The sequence below is a fragment of the Sulfitobacter sp. HI0040 genome (genome assembly GCF_001634885.1).
In the GTDB taxonomy this organism is placed as follows: Bacteria; Pseudomonadota; Alphaproteobacteria; order Rhodobacterales; family Rhodobacteraceae; genus Sulfitobacter.
Genome location: NZ_LWEX01000412.1, coordinates 1 through 420 on the forward strand (window position 1 = coordinate 1; position 420 = coordinate 420).

The window sequence follows — 420 nt, forward strand, 5'->3', positions numbered from 1 at the left end:
TGCAATGTGATCATGCGAAGATCCGAATTTCCGGCTGTCCGCGCGGCCTCCACATAGGGCATCTGGGCCACGCGCAAAGCCTCTCCCCGGATGATCCGTGCCAGAAACGGCGTAAACGCGATGCCAATCGCAATGATCGTGTTTTGCAAGTTCGGCCCCAGAACCGCACTGATCGTCAGTGCCAGCAGAAGGGCCGGAAAACTGAGGAGCGTATCCACCAGCCGCATCAAAACGTTATCAGTCGTTTTTCCCACATAGCCCGATATCAACCCAAGCGGCAGACCGATCACGATGGACATCAGGACTGCAGCGACCGCTATGAAGATCGAGGTTTGCGCGCCCAGCAAGACGCGGAAGAACAGGTCCCGTCCCAGTTGATCCGTGCCCAGCGGATGGCCCCATGTCGGCGGCGACAGCCGC

At 59.0% G+C, this 420-nt stretch carries 1 protein-coding gene; it reads right to left on the reverse strand.

The window, feature by feature from the left end; all coding sequences use genetic code 11:
• A partial coding sequence (locus tag A3728_RS17120) for an ABC transporter permease (protein WP_150120864.1) occupies positions 1-420 on the reverse strand: 420 nt, incomplete at both ends.